Source organism: Loktanella sp. IMCC34160, assembly GCF_004145845.1.
Classification (GTDB): domain Bacteria; phylum Pseudomonadota; class Alphaproteobacteria; order Rhodobacterales; family Rhodobacteraceae; genus SELP01.
On the sequence record NZ_SELP01000002.1, the window covers coordinates 218570 to 233916 of the forward strand.

The 15347-nt window shown below is 64.1% G+C and carries 13 protein-coding genes; 11 read left to right on the forward strand and 2 right to left on the reverse strand.

Features of this window, described 5'->3' with window-relative positions; all coding sequences use genetic code 11:
• Positions 1-116: 116 nt before the first annotated feature.
• On the reverse strand, positions 117-860 hold the full coding sequence (locus EU803_RS05355) for a GntR family transcriptional regulator (RefSeq protein ID WP_129680559.1): 744 nt from the start codon (positions 858-860) through the stop codon (positions 117-119).
• Between the two features lie 111 nt (positions 861-971).
• Between EU803_RS05355 and EU803_RS05360 the strand changes: the two genes are divergently transcribed.
• The 4 genes from EU803_RS05360 to EU803_RS05375 all read left to right on the forward strand — a co-directional run bounded on the left by EU803_RS05360 (position 972) and on the right by EU803_RS05375 (position 4616).
• On the forward strand, positions 972-1751 hold the full coding sequence (locus tag EU803_RS05360) for a DUF2182 domain-containing protein (RefSeq protein ID WP_129680561.1): 780 nt from the start codon (positions 972-974) through the stop codon (positions 1749-1751).
• 15 nt (positions 1752-1766) lie between these two features.
• Complete coding sequence (locus EU803_RS05365) at positions 1767-2450, forward strand: DUF1326 domain-containing protein (protein ID WP_129680563.1); 684 nt, start codon at positions 1767-1769, stop codon at positions 2448-2450.
• A gap of 21 nt (positions 2451-2471) precedes the next feature.
• Complete coding sequence (locus EU803_RS05370; RefSeq protein ID WP_129680564.1) at positions 2472-3560, forward strand: dimethylsulfoniopropionate demethylase; 1089 nt, start codon at positions 2472-2474, stop codon at positions 3558-3560.
• 66 nt (positions 3561-3626) lie between these two features.
• Positions 3627-4616 (forward strand): oxidoreductase, encoded by a 990-nt coding sequence (locus EU803_RS05375; RefSeq protein WP_129681572.1) that lies wholly within the window; start codon positions 3627-3629, stop codon positions 4614-4616.
• A 75-nt stretch (positions 4617-4691) separates the two neighbouring features.
• Here EU803_RS05375 and EU803_RS05380 read toward each other — a convergent pair whose 3' ends face one another.
• A complete protein-coding gene (locus EU803_RS05380) occupies positions 4692-6503 on the reverse strand; it encodes a BCCT family transporter (RefSeq protein ID WP_129680566.1) in 1812 nt (603 codons plus the stop codon).
• A gap of 237 nt (positions 6504-6740) precedes the next feature.
• Here EU803_RS05380 and EU803_RS05385 point away from each other — a divergent pair, with 237 nt between their 5' ends.
• The 7 genes from EU803_RS05385 (at position 6741) to EU803_RS05415 (ending at position 15344) form a co-directional block, all read left to right on the forward strand.
• A complete protein-coding gene (locus EU803_RS05385) occupies positions 6741-8168 on the forward strand; it encodes a deoxyribodipyrimidine photo-lyase (protein WP_129680568.1) in 1428 nt (475 codons plus the stop codon).
• A gap of 82 nt (positions 8169-8250) precedes the next feature.
• Entirely contained in the window at positions 8251-9459 is a 1209-nt protein-coding gene (locus EU803_RS05390; RefSeq protein ID WP_129680570.1) for a cyclopropane-fatty-acyl-phospholipid synthase family protein, read from the forward strand.
• A gap of 44 nt (positions 9460-9503) precedes the next feature.
• Positions 9504-9944, forward strand: coding sequence for a TrgA family protein (locus EU803_RS05395; RefSeq protein ID WP_129680572.1), 441 nt, complete (start codon positions 9504-9506; stop codon positions 9942-9944).
• 2 nt (positions 9945-9946) lie between these two features.
• Positions 9947-11071, forward strand: coding sequence for a gamma-glutamylcyclotransferase (locus tag EU803_RS05400; protein WP_129680574.1), 1125 nt, complete (start codon positions 9947-9949; stop codon positions 11069-11071).
• 78 nt (positions 11072-11149) lie between these two features.
• Entirely contained in the window at positions 11150-12184 is a 1035-nt protein-coding gene (locus tag EU803_RS05405) for a cysteine synthase A (RefSeq protein WP_129681574.1), read from the forward strand.
• Complete coding sequence (locus EU803_RS05410) at positions 12181-14628, forward strand: DUF3772 domain-containing protein (RefSeq protein WP_129680576.1); 2448 nt, start codon at positions 12181-12183, stop codon at positions 14626-14628. The genes EU803_RS05405 and EU803_RS05410 overlap by 4 nt, the downstream gene beginning before the upstream one ends.
• Complete coding sequence (locus tag EU803_RS05415; RefSeq protein WP_129680578.1) at positions 14625-15344, forward strand: alanyl-tRNA editing protein; 720 nt, start codon at positions 14625-14627, stop codon at positions 15342-15344. Before EU803_RS05410 ends, EU803_RS05415 begins: the two co-directional genes overlap by 4 nt.
• The last annotated feature ends 3 nt before the right edge of the window (positions 15345-15347 follow it).

The window sequence follows — 15347 nt, forward strand, 5'->3', positions numbered from 1 at the left end:
AGCGATGAATGCCAGAACAAAGATCTGGCAGCGCCCGAACCGCCCCCGCGGGGCGGGCGCGGCGACAGTCCCCGTTGCCGCTGGAGGATACCCCGAACAAAGTACGGTCTGCGCGTTCAGCCGTTCTTCGCCGCCCGTGCCTCCATTGCCGCGACCCCAAGCGTGATCGTGTAGTCGCAAAGCGCGGCGAGGTTTTCGTCCACCGCCTTGCCGTCCCCGGCTTCGATCCCGTCGGCGATGGCCGTGTGCAGGTCCACGATCCGGGCACGGTTGCGTTGGGTGAAGGTAATCATGTTCATCAGGGGCTGCATCGCTTCGACCGCGCCGGCCAGCTGATAGGACAGCACCGGGTTCTGCGCCCCGTCCACCAGCGCCCGGTGAAAGGCCACGTCCGAGGCGCAGAAGCTTTCGTCGGACAGCCCCGGCTGGGCCTGCCGGTGAATTTCCGCCCGCATGGTGGCCATCTGGTCGGCGTCATGCCGTTCCGCCGACAGCCGGGCAACGGCCCGTTCCAGCGTATAGCGCGCCTCGCAGGCGGTTTCGAAATCGACCTGGTTCATCGACAGAAGCAGGGTCGATGTGGTGATCTGCTGGCCATAGGCCTCTTGAAACGACAGCCGGTTGACAAAGGCCCCGCCGGTCGCGCCGCGCTGGGTGCGGATCAGGTTTTGCGCGGCCAGCCGTTTCAGCGCCTCGCGCACGGTGGGCCGGGAGACCCCGAACTCATCGGCCAGTTCGGATTCGGATGGCAACCGCTGATCGACGATCAGCCGCCCCTCGACAATGGCATCGCGGATGGCGGCGGCGATGCGGATCGGCAGCTCGCCTTCTTCCTTGCCCAGTTTGTAGATCGGCGCCATCCGGCCCCCTTCAATTGTCAGACATTAATTGTTTGACATTTCTGCCATATGGGCAGAGCCTAGTTTCAAGGCGGCAGCCCGACAAGCTGATTCCGCACCTTGGGAGGGTTCATGTCCGATACCAGCGCCACCCTGAAACGGCGTTTGCCCCGCATTGGCGGGGCCGGTTTCGTGTGGTTGGGTATCTATGCCGCGATCCTTCTGGGCTGGGCTGGCGTGGTGATCATGTCGCGCGGGTTGCCCGGCGCGGACCTTCCGGCGGAGATTTGGGAAAGCCTGTGCGCGGCGGCGGCCGAGGCCGATCTGGGCGCCCTTTTCCTGATGTGGGCGCTGATGGTGCTGGCGATGATGTTGCCCACCGCCGTGCCCGCCTTTCGCACCTATGATGACCTGCGGCAGGCCGGGGCCGGAACCACGGCCGGGTTCGTGGCGCTGGTGACCGGCTATGGTCTGGTGTGGTTGATTGGTGCCGGGGCAGGGGCCGTGGCGCAATGGGCGCTGTCCCGCGCGGGTCTTTTGTCGCCGCTGGGGCAAAGCCTGTCGCCCTGGCTGACCTCGGGCCTTTTGATCGTGGCGGGCGGCTATCAATTCACCCGTTTCAAGGACGCCTGCCTGTCCAAATGCCGGATGCCGATGACCTTTTTCATGGAACGCTGGAAACCCGGTGCCCGCGCGGCCCTGCGCATGGGCGTTGACCTTGGGATCGTCTGTTTCGGATGCTGCTGGGCGCTGATGCTCTTGGCCTTTGTCGGCGGCACGATGGCCCTGTGGTGGATGGGCCTTGCCACCCTTTTCATGACTTTCGAGAAGCTGCCCGGCCTTGGCCGCTTCCTGACCCGCCCTGCCGGGATCGTGCTGATCTGCGCGGCCCCGCTTCCCTTTGTTGTCTAACCGAAAGGATGCCCCATGGCCTCTGACAAGATCAAAGCCCCCGCCAAAATCTCGAACCGCCATCCGGCGGCGGGCCCGGTGGACCAAAGCCAGACGCCCTGGGCGATCAAGGGCGAGTTGATCCTGAACTGCAACTGCACGGTCTTCTGTCCCTGCGTGATCAGCCTTGGGGAACATCCGCCGACCGAAGGGTACTGCATGGGCTGGGCCGGGATCCGGATCGACAGCGGCCATTATGGCGACGAAGATCTGTCGGGGCTGAACGTCGGCCTTCTGCTGGAAATTCCGGGCAAGATGGGGCGCGGCAACTGGAAGGCCGCCGCCTATATCGACGAACGGGCCAGCTATGACGCCTACGAGGGGCTCTTGCGCATCTTCTCGGGCAAGGCACGTGGCACCACGGGGTTGTTCAAGGTTTTGGTCAGCGAATTCCTTGGCGCCGAACGCGCGCCGGTGGTGTTCGAGACCGAAGGCAAGACCCGCCGCCTGATGGTCGGCAAGAAGATTCAGGGGTCGATCACCCCGGTTCCGGGCAAGGGCGGCGAGGATATCGTCGTGCACAATACCGAATACTGGATGGGCCCCGACATCACCGTCGCCAAGGCCGATCTGGGCAAGGTCCGCGCCTTCGGCCGGGTCTGGGACTTTGACGGACGGTCGGCCGAGATCTGCCAGATCGACTGGCACGGCCCGCGCTAATTCTTTCAACACAGGTGTAAAATGGCATCCATCTTTCCGTCCCGCCGCGTTCGGTCCACCCCCTTTACGCCGGGGGTGACAGCCGCGGGCATGTCTGTCTGCACGGTTTACAACCGGATGATCCTGCCGTCGGTGTTCGCCGGGCAGGAAGAAGACTATCGCCACCTCAAGACCCATGTGCAGGTCTGGGACGTGGCCTGTGAACGTCAGGTCGAGGTGGTTGGGCCGGACGCCCGCCGCCTTCTGGACCTGATTAGCCCGCGCGATCTGGACAAGATGGCGATGGATCAATGCTACTACATGCCCGCGATTGACCGGGACGGTGGGATGCTGAACGATCCGGTGCTGGTCAAGCTGGCAGAGGACCGATTCTGGATTTCCGTCGCTGACAGCGACTATCTGCAATATGTGGTCGGTGTGCGCGACGCGCTGGGGCTGGATGCGCAGGTGTTCGAACCTGACGTCAGCCCGCTGGCGGTGCAGGGCCCGAAATCGGATGACCTGATGGCCCGCGTCTTTGGCGACATCGCGCGCGACATCCGGTTCTTCCGCTACAAACGTTTGCCGTTCATGGGGCGCGAACTGGTCGTGGCCCGGTCGGGCTATTCCAAACAGGGCGGGTTCGAGATTTACGTGGATGGGTCGGACATCGGTATGCCCCTGTGGGATGCCCTGTTCGCGGCGGGTGCAGACCTGAACGTGCGGGCCGGCTGCCCCTCGACCATGGAACGGGTCGAAGCGGGGCTGCTCAGCTATGGCAATGACATGACCCGCGACAACACGCCGTTTGAATGCGGCTTGGGTAAATTCGTCAACTCGCCGCGCGATTACATCGGCAAGGCGGGGCTCTTGGCCCGGTCGGAACCCACGCAGCAAATCCGCCCGATCGAAATCATGGGCGACATTCCCCCGATCAACTTTGCCTGGCCGTTGCGCGCGGGCGGCAAAGAGGTTGGCCAGGTCACGACGGCGATCTGGTCCCCCGATTTCAAGACAAATGTGGCCATCGGCATGGTGGACCGCGCCCACTGGGATGCGGGCACCGCGCTGGAGGTGGAAACCGTCGCCGGGCCGCGCAAGGCGGTCGTGAAGGATAAATTCTGGATCTGACGGGCGCAGTCACGCGTCCACGGGTCCAGACCAATGCAGGTCAGCCTGCACAAGAAGGAGATTGATATGTTCAACGCGCTGGTGGTGCGGAAAGACGAAGAAAGCGGCAAGACCTCGGCCCAGGTCGAGGAGGTCTCGGTCGATCAGCTGCCCGAGGGCGAGGTTCTGGTCGCGGTGGATTATTCGACCGTGAACTACAAGGATGGGCTGTGCATCGGACCGGGCGGCGGGCTTGTCCGCAGCTACCCGCATGTGCCGGGGATCGACTTTGCCGGCACGGTCGAGGCATCGGAGGATGCCCGTTACAAGCCCGGCGACAAGGTGGTTCTGACCGGCTGGCGCGTCGGCGAAAACCGCTGGGGCGGCTATGCGCAGAAGGCGCGGGTCAAGGCCGATATGCTGGTGCCGCTGCCCGAGGGGCTGACCACGCGGCAGGCAATGGCCGTGGGCACCGCCGGGCTGACGGCGATGCTGGCGGTCATGGCGCTGGAAGATCAGGGGATCACGGATGGTCCGGTTCTGGTGACAGGTGCCGCTGGCGGGGTCGGGTCGGTCGCGACCGCGATCCTGGCCAAGCTGGGCCATCAGGTTGCCGCCGTCACCGGGCGCCCGGAGCAGGCCGACTATCTGACCGGCCTTGGCGCGAGCGAGATTATCGCCCGTGACGAACTGACCGAAGTGACCCGCAAGCCGCTGGAGGCCGAACGCTGGGGCGGCTGCGTCGATGCGGTTGCTGGCGCGATGCTGGGCCGGGTGCTGAAGCAGATGCAATACGGGTCCTCCGTGGCCGCCATCGGCCTTGCCGGTGGGGCGGCCATCGACGGCGCGTTGATCACCCCCTTCATTCTGCGGGGCGTGAACCTATTGGGGATCGACAGCGTGATGCAGCCCTATGACAACCGCGTCCGCGCCTGGCAGCGGATCGCCAGCGATCTGCCGATGGACAAGCTTGAGGCGATGGTGCAGCCCGCCACCCTGTCCGACCTGCCGGGTCTGGGCCGCGACATCCTGAAGGGTCAGGTTAAGGGCCGGGTCGTGGTGGATGTGAACGCCTGATCGCAAATCAGAGTGCCAAAATGAAAACGGCGCCGGGAGACCGGCGCCGTTTCGCGTTTTCAGGTCGGGTCGGGGCTATTCGCCCGCAACCCCGTGCTTTTCCCGCAGGCTGTCGCGATACAGCGCCTTGGCCAGCGCCACGCACATCAGCCCCATGACCATGGTAAAGGGCAAGGCGCCGATGATCATCGCCGATTGCAGCGCGTTCATCGGGTTTTCCTCGCCCGCGGCCAGTAGCAGCGCGCCGATCACGAGGGTCAGCAGGATGCCCCAGATGATGCGGTGCTTGATCCCGGTTTCCTGTTCGCCGCCGGACATGATCGTGTTCATCACAAGGATGCCCGAGTCCGCTGAGGTGACAAGGAAGGTCATCACCAGAACCACGCACATGACGGTGATCCCGCTTAGGAACGCCCCGTCTCCCAGCATGATCTGGAGCGTCACGAACAGTTTGTTTGTGTTCGATGCGCCGGTGATCGCGCCCTCTGCCGCGCCCGAAAGTTCAAGGTCGATCGCGGTGCCGCCAAGGATGGTCATCCAGGCAAAGCAGACCAGTGCCGGAGCGATGACACAGCCGACGATGAATTCACGCACCGACCGGCCCTTGGAAATGCGGGCAAGGAACAGGCCGACGAAGGGCGAGAAGGCAATCCACCAGGCCCAGTAGAAGGTAGTCCAGCCCGCCTGCCAGCCGAACTGGCGTCCGGCATTGCCCGCCTCGTAAACGGCGGCAAGGGTTTCCGGCGGCAGGGCGGCGGCGTCGCCTTCCAGACCGGCGACAAAGCTATCGAACGATCCCCAGGGGTTCTGCGCGCCTGACAGGCTTTCGGCCAGCGGTTGCGCCTCTGCCGGAAGCAGAGAGGCGAAATCGACGGCGGATTGCGGCCCCCATGCGCCGAAGGACAGCTGCACGAAGTGCAGGATGTAGTCGACCAGAGCACTGCCATAGGTGGTCATCGCAAAGACGAATGACCCGAAGACAACGAAGGTCAGCAGCAGGATGATCGACATCACAAGGTTCAGGTTGGACAGGTATTTCACCCCGCGCCCGACACCCGAGACAGCCGAGATGATCGACAGCCCCATGATCACGACCAGACCGGCAATCAGCCCGACCTTGGACGGGGTCGGCACCTCGGCGCCCATGTTCATGACCCATTCCATACCAGTGACCGCATAGACCCCGTCGATGAACTGGCTAACGCCGAACCCGATGGTGACGGACACGCCAAGGATCGTGGCGACGATACCCAGAACGTCGACGATATGGCCGAAGAAGCCGTTGACATAGCGACCAAACAGCGGCGTCAGCGCCGAGCGGATCGTCAGGGGCATGTCACGCGTATAGGCGTAATAGGCCAGCGACAGGCCTGTCACGACGTAGATCACCCATGCGTGGAACCCGTAGTGCAGGAAGGTATAGCGATAGCCCGATTGCAGGGCCTCTTCGGTGCCGCCTGCAACCGCGCCGGAGATGACAACAGGGTTCGACCCCCAGAGGCCCAGCGGTTCGGCAGTGGCAAAGACCATCAGGCCGACGCCCAGACCGGCGCCGAACATCATCGAGAACCACGAGAAGTTGGAAAACTCCGGCTTTTCGCCTTCGCGACCCATGACCTTTCGCCCCGAGGGCAGTACGGCCACGGCCAGCAGGAAGAAGGCAAAGAACCCGACGATGATGATGTAGAAGCTGTTGAATGTTTCCAGAAGCCGCCAGTTCAGGCTGCCCAGCGTGCTGCCGGCGTTGGCGGGCCAGACAAGGGCCCAGATCACCAGCAGCGACATGGACACCTTGGAAATAAGCGCGATGGGCAGGCTGTGCCCTTCGTAGAACCCCGAAGGCGCCTTCGGAATATGCAGTTCGGTAAATGGTGGTTTAATCGCCATTTTGTCCCCTCTTGAATGAATCACGCCGCCGTTGGCCGGGGTCTTGAAGATTTTGAACAGGGTGGGTCTTGTGGGCGCGGTCGGGTGGTTCGGCAACGCCCCATGATGTTCGCAATGCGACAGTTTGGCCCAATTGCGGGTATTGTCGCCCCATGGTTGCGCAAACGGTTTTCGTGTTTTTTTGCGATCCACGGGGGGACGCCGGACGTAAGTAAGAAAAACGGGCAGGGTTTACGCGTGTCATCATCCCCAATCATTCTGTGGTTCCGCCGCGATCTGCGGCTGTCGGATCATCCGGCCCTGCACGAGGCGGCGCAAACGGGCCGCCGTGTCATTCCGGTGTTTCTGGATGATGAGGTCACTGCGACTTTGGGCGCCGCACCCCGGTTCCGGCTTGGGCTGGCGGTTGAGTCCTTCGGCGATGCGCTGGGCCGGCATGGCAGCCGCCTGATCCTGCGCCGGGGCCGGGCGCTGGAGGTGCTGCGGGCGCTGATCGCTGAAACCGGGGCCGGGGCGGTCTGGTGGACCCGTGCCTATGACCCGGACAGCAAGGCCCGCGATACAGAGGTTAAGGCCGCCCTGAGGGCCGAAGGGGTCGACGCCCGGTCCTTTGGTGGCGCGGTCCTGTTCGAACCCTGGACCGTCGAAACGGGGCAGGGCGGGTATTACAAGGTCTATTCGCCCTATTGGCGGGCGGTGAAGGACCGCGACCCCGGTCTGCCCATGCCACGCCCGGCCCGGATTTTCGCGCCAGAGGTCTGGCCCGCCTCGGACAGTCTTTCTGATTGGCGGATGGACGTGCCGATGCGCCGGGGCGCGGACATCGTCCGGGGCTGGCAGTCGCCGGGTGAAGACGCGGCGGCGGACATGCTGGGCAGCTTCCTGGAACGACGCGTCGAAGGCTACAAGGCGCGGCGTGATTTCCTTGCCGAGGATGCAACATCCGGTCTGTCCGAAGGGCTGTCCTATGGCGAAATATCGCCGCGCACCATCTGGCATGCGGGACGCCGGGCGATGGAAGAGGGCGCTGCAGGGGCGGAGCATTTCCTGAAGGAACTGGTCTGGCGCGAGTTCGCCTGGCATCTGGCGCACCATTGCCCGGGGCTGGCCACGGAAAACTGGCGCCCGGAATGGGCGGGCTTTCCGTGGGATACGGATGAAGACCGGCCCGAGGTGGTGGCGTGGAAACAGGCGCGCACCGGGATCCCGGCCGTGGATGCCGGGCTTCGGGAAATGTATGTGACTGGCCGGATGCATAACCGGGCCCGGATGATCGTTGCCTCTTACCTGACCAAGCACCTGATGGCGGATTGGCGGATCGGGATGCACTGGTTCGCCGATTGCCTGACCGATTGGGACTGGGCTGCCAATGCGATGGGCTGGCAATGGGTTGCGGGCTGCGGGCCGGATGCCGCCCCCTATTTCCGGGTGTTCAATCCGGTCGGCCAACAGGAAAAATTCGACCCCGACCAATCCTACATCCGGCGCTGGATCGCCGAGGAGCAGGGGCAGCCGCCAGACACCGCGTTGGCCTATTTCGATGCGGTTCCGGCCTCGTGGGGGCTGGCGCGTGAGGCCCGGTATCCCGCGCCCGTCGTGACGCCCGAGGCAGGCCGAAAAAGGGCGCTTTCAGCCTATGAGGCATGGAAGGCCGACCGCGAGTGATGCCGGTAGTGACTTTTTTGCCGGTCGTATTAGAATTTGAAGAAACAGCCGGGACACATCGGCGACAAAGACAGGAGTGGGGATGATCCTGACAACCACCAAAGGGCAGAGCGATCTGCCGCGATACTTCGCACCCGTTTTCGAAAAGGTCAGCCAGATTAAGCGGGGACGTCTGGATATGGTCCTGCCGGATGGGCGCGTGTTCCGGGCGGAGGGCGCAGAGCCGGGCTATGTCGCCGAACTGCATATTCATAATCCGGATTGCTTTGCCCGCCTGATCCGCGAGGGCGACCTTGGGTTTTCCGAGGCCTATCTGGACGGTTGGTGGTCCACGCCGGACCTGATGACCTTCATGGACCTTGTCCATGATGAGGCCGAGGAGATCTATGACGGGTTCCCCGGTCAGTTTCTTGTGCGGGCCTACGAGAAGCTTCGGTTCTGGATGCAGTCCAACACCAAGTCGCAGGCAAAAAAGAATATCTCTTACCACTATGACCTTGGGAACGACTTCTACAGCCTGTGGCTGGACGAAAGCATGACCTATTCCAGCGCCAAGTTCGAAACGGGGCAGGAAAGCCTTGAGAAGGCGCAGGAGCAGAAATACGCCTCGATGTTGGACCAGATGGGCGCGCAGGAAGGCGACCATATTCTGGAAATCGGCTGTGGCTGGGGTGGCTTTGCCGAATATGCGGCGGCCAAGCGCGGCATGAAGGTCACCTGCCTGACGATTTCCAAGGAACAGTTCAAGTACGCCGTTGACCGCATTGAAAAGGCCGGGCTTTCCGACCGTGTGACCTTCAAGTTGCAGGACTATCGGGACGAGGTGGGCCAATACGATGGCATCGCCAGCATCGAGATGTTCGAAGCCGTGGGCGAGAAATACTGGCCGGTCTATTTCGAAAAGGTTCGCCAGTGCCTGAAACCGGGCCGGAATGCCACGCTTCAGATCATCACCGTTCAGGACAAACGGTGGGAGGTCTATCGGCGCGGGGTCGATTTCATCCAGAAATACATCTTCCCCGGCGGGATGCTGCCCTCGCCCACGGTGCTGCGGGCCGAGGTGGAAAAGGCGGGGCTTTCTGTCGCCCGGTCGGTCGAATTCGGCGAAAGCTACAGCCAGACGCTGCGGCGCTGGCACGAGGTCTTCAACGACAAATGGGATCAGGTCGCGGCGCTGGGCTTTGACGACCGGTTCCGCCGGATGTGGAACTTCTACCTCACCTCTTGCGCGGGGACCTTCCATAGCGGAAACTGCGACGTGACGCAGATTACGGTCAGCCGCCCGGCCTAGGGCCAGAACAGAAGGCGGCGACCGACAGCAGAGGAGGGCAGTCCATGCCAACCATGGGCAAACTTGTCGCCGCCGTGCTTTTCGGGGCATTGGCCTGGTATGTTTCGCAGTTGTGCATCCCGATCTTTCCCGAAGGAACGATGCCGACCTTTTGGACCGGCATTAACACGGGCTTTGGCATCCTGATGGGCTGGGTCGTGGCGGGCAAGCGGGCCGGAATGGGGCTGAACGCCGCGCTCAGCTACGGGGTCACCACGGCGGCGGCCATCATCTTCTGGGCTTTGTTCGGAAACTCCGCCGTCGAGATGGTCGAACGGTCGCTGGACAAACGCTATGATGGCCCGGTCGAGGCTGTCGTCAGCATTTTTGAAATCGGGGTCGAAACCGGGCAGATGCTGGCGACTGCCGAGGTTCTGGGCGCCCTGTTCATCGGGTCGATCATCGCCGCGCTGATTGTCGAATTCGTGGGCAAGCGAGCGTCCTGAGGATGGACCTTTTCCTGTATGGCACGCTGCGCCATCCCCGGCTGCTTGACCTGATTGGCGGGCCGGGACCTGCGGTGGCGGAACCGGCCACCTTGCCGGGCTATGCCGTGGACCGGGTCCGGGACAGCCCCTTGCCGATGATCGTGCAGCGCGACGGGTCCGAGGCCGAGGGCCTGTTGTTACGCGGCCTGTCGGCGGAACAGCTGGATCGGCTGGATGCCTATGAACTTCCCTTTGGGTACGTCCGGTCGCCGGTGACGGTCCGGGCGACAGCGGGCGAATTGCCCGCTGAGGTCTATTTGCCACCGGTGGCGCAGGCGGCCAGCGGCGATCCGTGGTCGATGGATGACTGGTTTGCCGAGGATGGCGAGGTGACGCTGTACGCCGCCGAGGAGATCGCCGCCCATGCCCCCCGGCTGTCCGGGGAGGATCTGGCCCGGCAGTGGGGCATGATCCGGATGCGGGCCTATGCCCGCGCCCGCGCGGCGGCCAATGCGGCCCCGGCCACCCACCGTCGGACCTCCACCCCCGGCGATGCGCGCGTGTTGTCCGCCACGCCGCCAACTGGCGGGTTCTACAAGTTCCGGCAGGCGACCCTGTCGCATGACCGGTTCGACGGGTCCGACAGCGGCCCCTTGCCGCGCGAGGTCTTCCACGCAGTCGATGCGGCGCTGGTGCTGCCTTATGACCCGGCGCGGGGCCTTGTGCTGCTGGTTGAACAGTTCCGGGTTGGCCCTTTCATGCGGGGCGACGCGAACCCTTGGGTCCTTGAACCCGTTGCGGGGATCGTTGACGCGGGTGAAACCCCCGCCGCCGCCGCCCGCCGCGAGGCCGAGGAAGAGGCCGCGCTGGGGCAGATTACCCTGCATCATATGTTCGACTATTACGCCTCTCCGGGGGGATCGACGGACTATTTCTATTGCTATGCCGGGGTGGCTGATCTGGGCGGAGCACAGCAGTATTCCGGCGGGCTGGAAGAGGAAGCGGAAGACCTGCGGCTGCATATCCTGCCGCTGGCCGAGGCGCTTGCCCTGATCGACACGGGCGAGGTGAACGCCGGGCCGCTGATCTCGATGCTGTACTGGCTGGACCGGAACAAAGACCGGTTGACCGCCGCCCCTGCTTGAGTTCCCGCGCCCCCGCCCATACACATGGATCAACGCCCGGTTCGCCGGGCCATGCCACGCTGAATGAAAGGCCCGAAGATGCAGATCAAGCCCGACCTCGCCGCCAGTATCGGCAACACGCCCCTGATCAAGCTGCGCGCCGCGTCCGAGGTCACGGGCTGCACCATTCTGGGCAAGGCGGAATTCATGAACCCGGGCCAGTCGGTCAAGGATCGGGCGGCGCTGTTCATCATCAAGGACGCGGTGGAAAGGGGCCTGCTAAAGCCGGGCGGGACCATCGTGGAGGGCACGGCCGGGAATACCGGGATCGGCCTGGCGCTGGTGGGCGCGTCGATGGGGTTCAAGACGGTCATCGTTATCCCCGAAACCCAAAGCCAGGAAAAGAAGGACATGCTGCGGCTGGCCGGGGCGGAACTGGTTCAGGTGCCTGCTGCGCCCTACCGCAATCCCAACAACTACGTCCGCTATTCCGGGCGTCTGGCCGAGGAACTGGCGAAGACCAGGAACGAGGGCGTCATCTGGGCCAACCAGTTTGACAACGTCGCCAACCGTCAGGCCCATATCGAGACCACCGGCCCCGAAATCTGGGACCAGACCGGCGGCAAGGTCGACGGGTTCATCTGCGCGGTCGGGTCCGGCGGGACGCTGGCCGGGGTGGGCATGGCGCTTCAGCCCAAGGGCGTGAAGATCGGTCTGGCCGATCCGGATGGCGCGACGCTGTTCAACTATTACACCACCGGCGAACACAAGGCCGAGGGCGGGTCGATCACCGAAGGGATCGGGCAGGGGCGGATCACCGCCAACCTTGAAGGGTTTACGCCCGACATGGCCTTCAACATCCCCGATGCCGAGGCGCTGCCGATCGTCTTTGACCTTTTGGAACACGAGGGCCTGTGCCTTGGCGGATCGTCCGGGATCAACGTGGCCGGGGCCATCCGCATGGCCCGCGAAATGGGGCCGGGGCATACGATTGTCACGGTTCTTTGCGACTATGGCACGCGCTACCAGTCCAAGCTGTTCAACCCCGATTTCCTGAAGGACAAGGGGCTGCCGGTTCCGGGTTGGCTGGATCGTGGCCCGCAGTCGATCCCCGGTGTGTTCGAGGACATATGACAGGCCTGAGGACCCTTTGGTTCTGTTTGGGGCTGGCCCTTTGCGGGCTGGCGGCCCCGGCCTTCGCACAGGATGCACCGGAGCCGGTTCTGGCCGATCCGGCGGCAGGCCCGGTTGACGAAGGCGCGGTCCCGGCTGAGATCGAGCTGCCGGAAACCGGGCTGGACTATGCCGAATGGGAGGCGCAGGCCGAACAGGCCGAGGCCGTGATTTCCGATGGTGCCGAGCCGGCCTTCATCCTTGAAGAAACCCGTGCCTTTCTGGTTGTCTGGCGCGACCGGTTCGATGCCGTTCAGAACCGCAACGAACAACGTCTGGCCACGATCCGCGACCAGATCGCGGCGCTGGGTCCGGCACCGGAAACGGGAACCGAAGACCCGCGTGTTTCTGCCCGGCGCGATGCGCTTGACCGGCAGTTGGCCCGCCTGAGGGCGCCCGGACTGCTGGCGGCAGAGGCCCGCAGCCGCGCCAACGGCATGGTCGGCGAGATCGACCGGCAATTGCGGGACCGGCAGACGACAGAACTGACCAAGCGCGATCCGTCGCCGTTGAACCCCGCGCATTGGCCCGACGCGCTGGCCGCGGTCAGCGGGTCCGTTACCTCGGTCGTGTCCGAGGCCCATACCGTCCTGTCGATCGACGAACGCCGCAAAGCCGCATTGGACCGCTTGCCGCAATCCGTCCTCTTCGTGCTGTTGGGGATGCTGTTCATGGCGCATGGCAGGCGCTGGATGGAACGCGCGCGGGGGCTGCTGCCGCTGTCGGGGCTGCGCGCGCAGGGGGTGCGGGACTTTGTCCTGTCGCTTGGTGAACTGCTTTTGCCCATTGCCGGGATTGTCCTGCTGGTCGAGGCGGTGGATATCCTTCAGCTTCTGGGGCCGCGCGGGCGCAGCCTGCTCAACACGCTTCCCGAAGCGGCGGCGATGGTGATCACGGCCAAATGGCTGGCCCGGCGGTTGTTTCAGGAAGAGTTTGAACAGGCGCTTCATGTGGGCCCGGAGGGGCGGGCGACCGCGGCCCGGCTGACCGGGTTGCTGGGCTGGGCATTGGGGCTGTTCATCCTCGTGTCAGGGATTGTGTCGATCTCTCGGGTCGATGCGGGCGGGGCGGCGGCACTGTTGTTCCCCGTGCATCTTCTGTCGGCTGTGCTGTTGTTTCGCTTCGGTCAGTTGCTTGCCCATGGTGGGGCGTCCGGCGATGGGGCAGAGGTCGGCACCGAAGGCGGCGACGCGCTGGTGATCGAGACCACGCGCGACAAGACCTACCGGACCCGGATCTTCCGCATGATTGGCCGGGTCGCCATGATCATCGCGGGGCTGGCGCCGCTGGCCGCCCTGATCGGGTTTCGCGCCGCATCCGAGGCGGCCCTTTACCCGGCGGTCGAATCCCTTGCCCTGATCGGGGCGCTGGTCCTGTTGCAGCGGCTGATCTTCGACATCTACGGGCTGATCCTGACGGGGCGGCAATCGGGGGATGACGCGCTTGCGCCTGTGCTGCTGGGGTTTGCGCTGGTCCTTCTGTCACTTCCGGCCTTTGCGCTGATCTGGGGGGCGCGGGTCACCGACCTGACCGAGATCTGGACCCGGTTTAGCGAAGGTTTCGCAATTGGCGAGACCCGGATTTCCCCCACCGATTTCATAACTTTCGCCATCGTGTTCGCGGTTGGCTATACCCTGACCCGGCTGGTGCAGGGGACGCTGCGCAATTCGGTCCTGCCCAAGACGCGGCTGGATGTCGGCGGGCAGAATGCCGTTGTCGCCGGTCTGGGCTATGTCGGGATCTTCCTTGCGGCACTCGCCGCGATCACCGCCGCCGGGATCGACCTGTCGGGGCTGGCGATTGTCGCGGGCGCGCTGTCGGTCGGGATCGGGTTCGGCCTTCAGAACATCGTGTCGAATTTTGTCTCGGGAATCATCCTGCTGATCGAACGGCCCATCGCCGAAGGCGACTGGATCGAGGTCGGGGGGCAGATGGGCTATGTCCGGGATATCTCGGTTCGGTCCACCCGGATCGAGACTTTTGACCGGACCGATGTGATCGTGCCAAACGCCGATCTTGTCAGCGGGCAGGTCACGAACTGGACCCGCGGCAATTCGGTCGGTCGGGTGATCGTCCCGGTTGGCGTGGCCTATGGCACGGATACCGCCCGTGTCGCCGGTATCCTGCGCGAGATTGCCGAGGCAAACCCGATGGTCGTGATGGCGCCGCCGCCGAATGTCCTGTTCGTCGGCTTTGGGGCCGACAGCCTTGATTTCGAGATCCGGGCGATCCTGCGGGACGTGAATTTTGTGATGAATGTGAAATCCGAGATCAACCACGCCATCGCCAAGCGATTTGCCGAGGAGGGGATCGAGATTCCCTTTGCGCAGCGCGATATCTGGCTGCGCAATCCCGAGGCGCTTCGGGCAGATGACGCAGCCGGCAAGACGGAGGACGACAGATGACAGAGCCGCTTTTCCGCGCTGACGCCTATTTGCGGGACGCTTCCGCCAAGGTGGTCGCGATCACCGAAGAAGGGGGGATCGTGCTGGACCGGTCGATCTTCTATCCCACGGCGGGCGGACAGCCGGGCGACAGCGGGCGCCTGACCTGGGACGGTGGCGGGATCGATGTGGCCACAACGGTCAAGGGCGAAGGGGAGGCGATCGTCCTTGTCCCGGCAGAGCCGTCGGCCCTGCCGCAGGTGGGTCGCGCGGTCATGCAGGTTTTGGATTGGGAACGCCGCCACCGGCATATGCGGGTCCACACGGCCTTGCATCTTTTGTCCGTGGTGATCCCGCTGCCGGTCACCGGCGGGTCGATTTCCGCAGACAAGGGGCGGCTGGATTTCGACATGCCCGAGGCACCCGAGGACAAGGAAGCGCTTGAGGAAGCGCTGAACGAGTTGATCGGCCGCGATCTTCCCGTCGCCGACGAATGGATCACCGAGGCCGAGCTGGATGCCAATCCCGGGCTGGTGAAGACCATGTCGGTACAGCCGCCACGGGGGGCAGGACACATCCGCCTTGTGCGGATTGGTGCCGGTGACACAACTGTCGATCTTCAGCCCTGCGGCGGAACCCATGTGGCGCGCACCACCGAAATTGGCCGGGTTCGTTTGGGGAAGATCGAAAAGAAGGGCAAACAGAACCGCCGGGTCTATCTCCATATCGAAGGGTAGGGG

Coding starts and splice junctions, on each gene's coding strand:
- EU803_RS05370 (WP_129680564.1), top strand. CDS start 2,472: ATGGCATCCATCTTTCCGTCCCGCCGCGTTCGGTCCACCCCCTTTACG.
- EU803_RS05355 (WP_129680559.1), bottom strand. CDS start 860: ATGGCGCCGATCTACAAACTGGGCAAGGAAGAAGGCGAGCTGCCGATC.
- EU803_RS05360 (WP_129680561.1), top strand. CDS start 972: ATGTCCGATACCAGCGCCACCCTGAAACGGCGTTTGCCCCGCATTGGC.
- EU803_RS05405 (WP_129681574.1), top strand. CDS start 11,150: ATGCAGATCAAGCCCGACCTCGCCGCCAGTATCGGCAACACGCCCCTG.
- EU803_RS05415 (WP_129680578.1), top strand. CDS start 14,625: ATGACAGAGCCGCTTTTCCGCGCTGACGCCTATTTGCGGGACGCTTCC.
- EU803_RS05365 (WP_129680563.1), top strand. CDS start 1,767: ATGGCCTCTGACAAGATCAAAGCCCCCGCCAAAATCTCGAACCGCCAT.
- EU803_RS05400 (WP_129680574.1), top strand. CDS start 9,947: ATGGACCTTTTCCTGTATGGCACGCTGCGCCATCCCCGGCTGCTTGAC.
- EU803_RS05390 (WP_129680570.1), top strand. CDS start 8,251: ATGATCCTGACAACCACCAAAGGGCAGAGCGATCTGCCGCGATACTTC.
- EU803_RS05375 (WP_129681572.1), top strand. CDS start 3,627: ATGTTCAACGCGCTGGTGGTGCGGAAAGACGAAGAAAGCGGCAAGACC.
- EU803_RS05395 (WP_129680572.1), top strand. CDS start 9,504: ATGCCAACCATGGGCAAACTTGTCGCCGCCGTGCTTTTCGGGGCATTG.
- EU803_RS05410 (WP_129680576.1), top strand. CDS start 12,181: ATGACAGGCCTGAGGACCCTTTGGTTCTGTTTGGGGCTGGCCCTTTGC.
- EU803_RS05380 (WP_129680566.1), bottom strand. CDS start 6,503: ATGGCGATTAAACCACCATTTACCGAACTGCATATTCCGAAGGCGCCT.